This window comes from Mycobacterium sp. TH-M82, assembly GCF_057473605.1.
In genome coordinates this window covers 1-6,983 of record NZ_JBYCKY010000040.1, presented here as the reverse complement: position 1 = coordinate 6,983, position 6,983 = coordinate 1, and the positions used below count along the sequence as shown (strand labels likewise).

6 protein-coding genes and 1 pseudogene are annotated in these 6,983 nt (G+C 66.5%); 3 read left to right on the top strand and 4 right to left on the bottom strand.

From position 1 onward, the window contains the following. On the top strand, positions 1–1,665 hold a 1,665-nt coding region (gene fadD2 / locus AC2VON_RS01255; RefSeq protein ID WP_486951326.1), incomplete at its 5' end, for a long-chain-fatty-acid--CoA ligase FadD2. 79 nt (positions 1,666–1,744) lie between these two features. On the opposite strand, the gene AC2VON_RS01250 is transcribed toward fadD2, so the two are convergent. Both AC2VON_RS01250 and AC2VON_RS01245 read right to left on the bottom strand, forming a co-directional pair. Further along, entirely contained in the window at positions 1,745–2,260 is a 516-nt protein-coding gene (locus AC2VON_RS01250) for a DinB family protein (RefSeq protein ID WP_486951325.1), read from the bottom strand. A 117-nt stretch (positions 2,261–2,377) separates the two neighbouring features. Continuing rightward, positions 2,378–4,594 carry an acyl-CoA dehydrogenase family protein gene (locus AC2VON_RS01245; protein ID WP_486951324.1) on the bottom strand — a complete coding sequence of 739 codons (2,217 nt, stop codon included), beginning with the start codon at positions 4,592–4,594 and terminating at the stop codon, positions 2,378–2,380. 146 nt (positions 4,595–4,740) lie between these two features. Between AC2VON_RS01245 and AC2VON_RS01240 the strand changes: the two are divergent. Then, positions 4,741–4,956, top strand: a pseudogene (locus AC2VON_RS01240) (VOC family protein); the annotation flags it as partial. Here the strand turns inward: AC2VON_RS01240 and AC2VON_RS01235 are convergent. Continuing rightward, complete coding sequence (locus tag AC2VON_RS01235) at positions 4,944–5,582, bottom strand: TetR/AcrR family transcriptional regulator (RefSeq protein ID WP_486951323.1); 639 nt, start codon at positions 5,580–5,582, stop codon at positions 4,944–4,946. The pseudogene AC2VON_RS01240 and the gene AC2VON_RS01235 overlap by 13 nt on opposite strands. A 78-nt stretch (positions 5,583–5,660) precedes the next feature. On the opposite strand from AC2VON_RS01235, the gene AC2VON_RS01230 reads away from it, so the two are divergent. Continuing rightward, on the top strand, positions 5,661–6,569 hold the full coding sequence (locus AC2VON_RS01230; protein ID WP_486951322.1) for an oxygenase MpaB family protein: 909 nt from the start codon (positions 5,661–5,663) through the stop codon (positions 6,567–6,569). Between the two features lie 52 nt (positions 6,570–6,621). Here AC2VON_RS01230 and AC2VON_RS01225 read toward each other — a convergent pair. Continuing rightward, positions 6,622–6,983 (bottom strand): PIN domain-containing protein (locus AC2VON_RS01225; protein ID WP_486951321.1); only part of this gene is annotated, 362 nt, incomplete at its 5' end.

The following is a 6,983-nucleotide window of genomic DNA, read 5'->3' as shown; positions in this document are numbered from 1 at the left end:
CTGCCTGGGCAGATCGCCGCCAGACTCCAGCAATATGCCGAACGCGGTTCTGCCGAACTGCACTATATCCGCAAGATATTCGAAGCCGGCGCGTTGCCGCTGGGGGCACCGCAGCATATCGCCGGGGCGGTCGCCGACGGCGTGCGCTGGGGCGAGCTGGGCATGATCACCGCCCTCAACGCCCGGCGCAACCCGAACCGGATCGCGATCATCGACGACGAGGGCACGCTGACCTTCAAGGACCTCGACGACGCCGCCAACGCGGTCGCCAATGGTCTTATTGCGATGGGGGTGCACGGCGGCGACGGGGTGGCGATCCTGGCCCGCAACCACCGCTGGTTCCTCATCGCCAACTACGGCTGCGCCCGGGTCGGCACCCGGATCATCATGCTCAACAGCGAGTTCTCCGGTCCGCAGATCAAGGACGTCTCCGAGCGTGAGGGCGCCAAGGTGATCATCTACGACGACGAGTACACCGCTGCCGTCGCGCAGGCCGAACCACCGCTGGGCAAGCTGCGGGCGCTGAGCGTCAACCCGGACAGCCCGAAGCCCTCCGGCAGCACCGATGAAACCCTGGCGCAGCTGATCGCCCGCAGCAGCAAAGCTCTCGCACCCAAAGCCACCAGGCATGCGTCGATCATCATCTTGACCAGCGGCACCACTGGCACTCCCAAGGGCGCCAACCGCAAGACCCCGCCGACGCTGATGCCGGTCGGCGGAATCCTGTCGCTCGTTCCGTTCAAGGCCGGCGAGGTGACCTCGTTGCCGTCGCCGATGTTCCACGCGTTGGGGTACCTGCACGCCACCCTGGCGATGTTCCTGGGGTCGACGCTGGTGTTACGGCGCCGGTTCAAGCCGGCGACGGTGCTCGAAGACCTGGAACGCCACCGGGTGAACGCGATCGTCGTCGTCCCGGTGATGCTGTCCCGAATCCTCGATTCCCTGGAGAAGACCGGGCTCGAGTCTGGTTCACGACCCGATCTGTCTGCCCTGCGCATCGTGTTCGTCTCCGGTTCGCAGCTCGGCGCCGAGCTGGCCACCCGGACGATGAAGGACCTGGGGCCGGTGGTCTACAACATGTACGGTTCCACCGAGGTCGCGTTCGCCACCATCGCGCGACCCGAGGATCTGCAGTTCGATCCGTCCACGGTCGGGCCGGTGGTCAAGGGGGTCAAGGTCAAGATCCTCGACGACAACGGCCATGAGCTGCCGCAGGGCCAGGTGGGCCGGATTTTCGTCGGCAACGCGTTCCCGTTCGAGGGCTACACCGGCGGTGGCGGCAAGCAGATCGTCGACGGGCTGCTGTCGTCGGGGGATGTCGGTTACTTCGACGAGCACGGTCTGCTCTACGTGTCCGGCCGTGACGACGAGATGATCGTCTCCGGCGGCGAGAACGTGTTTCCCGCCGAGGTCGAAGACCTGATCAGCGGGCATCCCGACGTGATCGAGGCGACCGCGCTCGGGGTGGAGGACTCCGACTTCGGCGCGCGGCTGCGGGCCTTCGTCGTCAAGAAGGAGGGAGCCAATCTCGACGAGGACGGTGTCAAGCTCTACGTCAAAGAGCACCTGGCCCGCTACAAGGTGCCCCGCGACGTGGTCTTCCTCGACGAGTTGCCGCGCAACCCCACCGGCAAGATCCTCAAACGCGAGCTGCGCGAGATGTAGCTACCCCTCTGCCGCGAGCGTGCGTCCCCGGTCGGCACGCCGGGCGTGCCGCCGGGAACACGCACGCTCGCGCCGGAAGCTACCCGTCGAATCCGGTTGCGCCGTCGAGTTGTTCGCGCAGAATGTCGAGGTGTCCGGCGTGCCGGGCGGTCTCTTCGAGCATGTGCACGTAGATCCAGCGCAGCGATACATGGCCGAGATGGCGGTGCGGCACCAGATGATCCAGCGGGTAGCGGCCGGCATTCTGCCGGGACTGCTCGCACTGCTGCCGGTATTCGGTTACCAGCGTGGCCAGCGACTCCTCGGGGGAGAACTCGAATTCCCAGTCGCGGTCATGGGGCCGGCGGTTGTCATCGACGTGTTCGGTCAGCAGCTGGTCGAACCAGCCGTACTCGGCCCAGCGCAGATGCTTGACCAGCCCGCCCACCGTCGTCTGCGAAGTGACCAACCGGCGGCGCGCCTCGGTGTCGGAGAGCCCGGAGACCTTGCGCACAACGATGTCTCGATAGTCGTCCAGAAACGACTGTAGGGTTTCTCTCTCGCCGGTGTCCGCAGCTGCGTTGCGACGGCGACTGGGCAGCCATGGATTGGTCACGGCGACGACGCTACCTTGCTGCGAGCATGCAGAAAATCGCGTTACCGAGGCCGCCGGCGTGCGATTTCCTGCATGCTCGCGGCAGGGGGTTCGCGGGGGCGGCGGGGGGAAGTGCTCCTACGGATCGCGCGGCAGGCCCAGCAGGCGTTCGGCGATGATGTTGAGCTGCACCTCCGAGGTGCCGCCGTAGATCGTGGAAGCGCGGCTGTACAGCAGGTACCCGATCCACCTGCCGACCAGCTGCTCGGAGTCGCCGATCGCGGCGTCACCGCCGAACGTCCGGACGGCGAACTCGGCGTAGGCCTGGGCGGCGCGCATCGACAGCAGCTTGGAGATCGCCGCCGACGGCATTGCGTCGCCGCCGGCGAGTGTCAGCAGCGTCGAGCGCAGGTTGAGCAGCTTGGCCGCGTGCCCCTCGGCGATCAGCTGCCCCGCCCGGTGTTGCTCGATCTGGTCGAACTGCCCGCCGCGCATGAACTCGACCAGCCCGTCGAGGCTGGCCAGAAACGGCGCCTCACTGCCGCCGATCGAAACCCGCTCGGCGGTCAGCGTGTTGCGGCTGACCTCCCAACCGCGGTCGACCTCACCGAGCACCAGCTCGTCCGGGATGAACACATCGTCGATGAACACGGTGTTGAACATCGCTTCACCGCTGAGTTCGCGCAGCGGACGAACCTGCACACCTTCGCTTTTCATGTCCAGCAGGAAGTAGCTGATGCCATTGTGTTTCGGTGCGGAGGCGTCGGTTCTCGCCAGCAGCGCACCCCACCCCGAGAGCTGCGCGGCAGTGGTCCAGATCTTCTGGCCGCTGATCCGCCAGCCGCCGTCCACCTTGGTCGCCTTGGTGGTCAGGCCGGCAAGGTCGGAACCGGCGCCCGGCTCGGAAAACAGCTGGCACCAGAGCATTTCGCCCCGAAAAGTCGGTGGCAGAAACCGTTGCTGCTGTTCGGAGGTGCCGAACGCGACGATCGACGGGATGATCCACGCCGCGATTCCCATCGATGGCCGCTTCACCCGCCCGGTGGTGAACTCCTGGCTGATGATGACCTGTTCGACCGGGCTGGATGACCGTCCCCACGGCTCGGGCAGGTACGGCAGCACCCAACCGCCCTCGGCGATGGCGACGGTGCGCTGCTCGCGCGGCATGGCCTTGAGTGCAGCCACCTCGGCGCGGATCTCGGCCCGCAGCTGCTCGGTGCCGGGGTCCAGGTCGATGTCGATCTTACGCAGCCCGGTGCTGGTGGCGGTGTCGACGACGCGCTGCGGGTAGTCGGCGCCGCGGCCGAACGACGCCGCCAGGATCAGCGCGCGCCGATAGTACACGCCCGCGTCGTGCTCCCAGGTGAAGCCGATGCCGCCGTGCACCTGGATGCAGTCCTGGGTGCAGCGCTGCGCGGCAGCCGGCGCCAGCGTCGCCGCCACGGCCGCCGCGAACTCCGCCGCCGAAGCGCTGAGATCCCATTCGTTTTCGCTAGCCTCGTCGATCGCCCGCGCGGCATCCCACACCGCCGCGGTGGCCCGCTCGGTGTCTGCGATCATCTCGGCGCACTTGTGTTTGACGGCCTGAAACTGGCCGATGGGCCGGCCGAACTGCTCGCGGATCTTGGCGTAGGCCGACGCGGTGTCGGTGGCCCACCGCGCGACGCCGACCGCCTCCGCGCTGAGCAGGGTGGATATCAGCGCATCAGCGCTCGCACGGCCCAGGTTGCCCAGTACGGCGGTTTCGGCGACCTCGACGGCGTCGGCCCGCACGTGCGCAATCGGCCGCAACGGGTCCACGCTGGCCACCGGCTCGATCTCGAGTTGGCCGGCGCGCAGCAGCACCCATGCCTGCCCTGTCCGGCTGCCCTCGGTCGCCACCGGCAGCACCAGCATCGACGCCTGGGCTGCCGACGGAACAGCCCGGGCCTCGCCGCGGATCACCAACCTGTCGCCGTGCCGGGTGGCGGTCAGCCCGGAACTCAGCGCATAGGCGGCGATGGCTGCGCCTGACGCCAGATCTTTGAGGGCGTCGCTGTTGGGGTCGTGCACGGCGATCAGCGCGCTGGCGATCGCCGACGGCACGAACGGGCCGGGCACCGCGCCGTAGCCGAACTCGGCCAGCACCACGGCCAACTCCAGGATGCCGAAGCCCTGCCCGCCGACCGATTCGGCCAGGTGCACGCCCTGCAGGCTCTGTTCAGCGGCGGCCTGCCAGTACGGCGGCGGGTTCACCACCTGCTCCGGCGGGGTATCCATCGCGGCGTGCAGGGCCTCCGACGGCACTGCCCGCGCCATCAGCGACCGGACCGAAGCAGCCAGGTCTTGATGCTCAGAAGTGATCGCTACCGGCATGGACGCGCCTCCCGTTGGTTGTCGACAATCCTCAATGTACTAACCGGGCGGTTGGTTGACTACCTGGGTCAGGGTACCCGGCCGCGTTTGACGACGTTGCCTATAGCCGCCTATGTCGATGTCGGGAACTTCGTCCGGGGCGGGATCGGGTCGGCCCGGTGCTCAATCACGACGAATGCGAGGTGCAGGTTTCGGCGACCGTACATCCGGGCGTGTACGTGCGGTCCTTCTACTTCCAGGCCCCAGACCGGATAACCCTTGAATTCGCCTGCTGAACAATAGAATTCATCGAATATGAGATGAGCGTCGAACCGCACACCGCAGCAGACCGACACGCTGTGACGGCCGGTCAGCCACGGTAGAGCGTCGGGTCGGCGAGTTTGTCCACCAACGCCGTCAGCTGGTCGACCAGCTGGTCGGGGCCGAAGCGCACCTCGCCGGCCAACCACGCGCTGATGGTCTGCGCCACCCCGCCGACCACGAAGTGTGCGGCGGCCCTGATCCGGTCGTTCTCCGGGATACGCAGTGTGGCAACGGCGTGCTGGCCGGACAACATTGCCAGCAGCGCACCGGATTCCACCCGTTTGCGCACCACTACGGCGTTACTCAGGTGTACGCCGAACAACAGCCGTCCGATCCGGGCGTCGCCGGCGATGGTTCGCACGATGTTGGCCATGCCAACTCGGGTCTGATCGGCAGGCGTCGCCGATTCCACCAGTGCCCGCGTGCGCGTAGCCAGTTCGGTGATCACCGTGTCGAAGACCGCGCTGACGAACTCGTCCTTGTCGGCGAAACTCTCGTAGAAGTAGCGCGCGGTAAGGCCGGCTTCCCGGCAGATGCCGCGTACGGTCAACTCGGCGATCTGCGGCCGGTCGGCACCCAGCAGATCCAGACCCGCCTCCAGCAACCGGGACCGGCGCGCGGCCAGCCGGTCGGCCGCGTCGACACCGGCGTAGGGGCGCGCGCTCGATATCTTGGCTGAAACCATCCAGACCATATTGACACCCGGCCGGATCCGGAGCAAAATCAGAAAACAGTCGTTCTCACAATTCGGGCAGGTGAAGCCATGGCGGTCAGTGCCCAGGTTCCACAGGTGGAGCGCTCGGTCAGCGAGCCGCCCGACCCGAGTCGGCGCCGCGCCCCGAGGTCGATGCAGGGCATGAACATGGCCGACGGTCTGTTCGCGATCTCACTGTTGGCCGGCTCCGCCAACGTGATCATGGAATTGGCGCGGCCCGGTGTCGGCTACGGCGTTGTCGAGAGCCGGGTCGACAGTGGGCGTGCGGATTTCCACCCGTTCAAGCGGGCCCGCACCACGATCGGTTACCTGGCGGTGGTGGCTTTAGGCACCGACGACGAGAAGAAGGCGTTCAAAGAAGCGATCGATGTGGCGCACCGTCAGGTCCGGTCCACCAAACACAGCCCGGTGCTCTACAACGCCTTCGACCCCGAACTGCAGCTGTGGGTGGCGGCGTGCATGTACAAGGGGTTGGTCGACCTGTACCGGATGTTCTACGGCGAGATGGACGACGACGACGCGGACCGGCAATACCAAGAAGCCAAAGTTCTGGGCACCGCACTTCAGGTGAGAGAAGAGATGTGGCCAACAGACCGGGAGGCGTTCGACAAGTACTGGCAGGAGCAGCTGAACACCAACGTCCACATCGACGACACCGTCCGCAACTACCTGTACAAGATCGCCGCGGTCCGGATGCGCGGGGTGACCCTGCCCGGCCCGCTACACAGGCTGGTGGAGGTTCCGATGCTGTTCGTCACCACCGGCTTTCTGCCGCAACGGTTCCGCGACGAGATGAAGTTGCCGTGGAGCGAGGGCAAACAGCGGCAGTTCGATGCGTTCATCGGCCTGCTGCGGGTGGTCAACAATCTGACGCCCGGTCCGCTGCGACAGCTGCCGTTCCGGGCACTGATGCGGGACATGCGTTGGCGGATGCGAACCGGCCGCCCGCTGGTGTGACGAGATGCTCGGCCGCTAGCAGCCGCGGCGCTGGGCAGGTTGAATCTTGTCGTCAGATCGCCACGACACGGATCAGTTTCTCGAGCCCAGAAAAGTCCTCAACGTTTCGACTGTACAGATCTAGGCGATTGGCGTGCGCCGTCGCAGCGATTAACAGGTCCGCGAACCTACTTCGCGGTTGCCGTCCTTCACGCACCACCGCGGCAACAATGAGCCCGTAACTGCGCACAGCGGCCCCGTCGAACGGGATGGGCTCCAGCTTCGATTCCACCTCCTGTAATCGGCCCTGACGCTTGGCCGCCTCGATCGGCGTCGCAGCAAGTAGCGGCCCGGCAGCCAATTCGGCAGCGGTAATAGCCGAAATCGCCATCTCGTCGGGGAGTGCGGCAACGACCGTCGGGTCGTGCCAGTCGA

Excerpts from the sequence above, each read along its gene's own strand:
- AC2VON_RS01245 (WP_486951324.1), bottom strand. The coding sequence starts at position 4,594 with ATGCCGGTAGCGATCACTTCTGAGCATCAAGACCTGGCTGCTTCGGTC.
- AC2VON_RS01235 (WP_486951323.1), bottom strand. The coding sequence starts at position 5,582 with ATGGTTTCAGCCAAGATATCGAGCGCGCGCCCCTACGCCGGTGTCGAC.
- AC2VON_RS01230 (WP_486951322.1), top strand. The coding sequence starts at position 5,661 with ATGGCGGTCAGTGCCCAGGTTCCACAGGTGGAGCGCTCGGTCAGCGAG.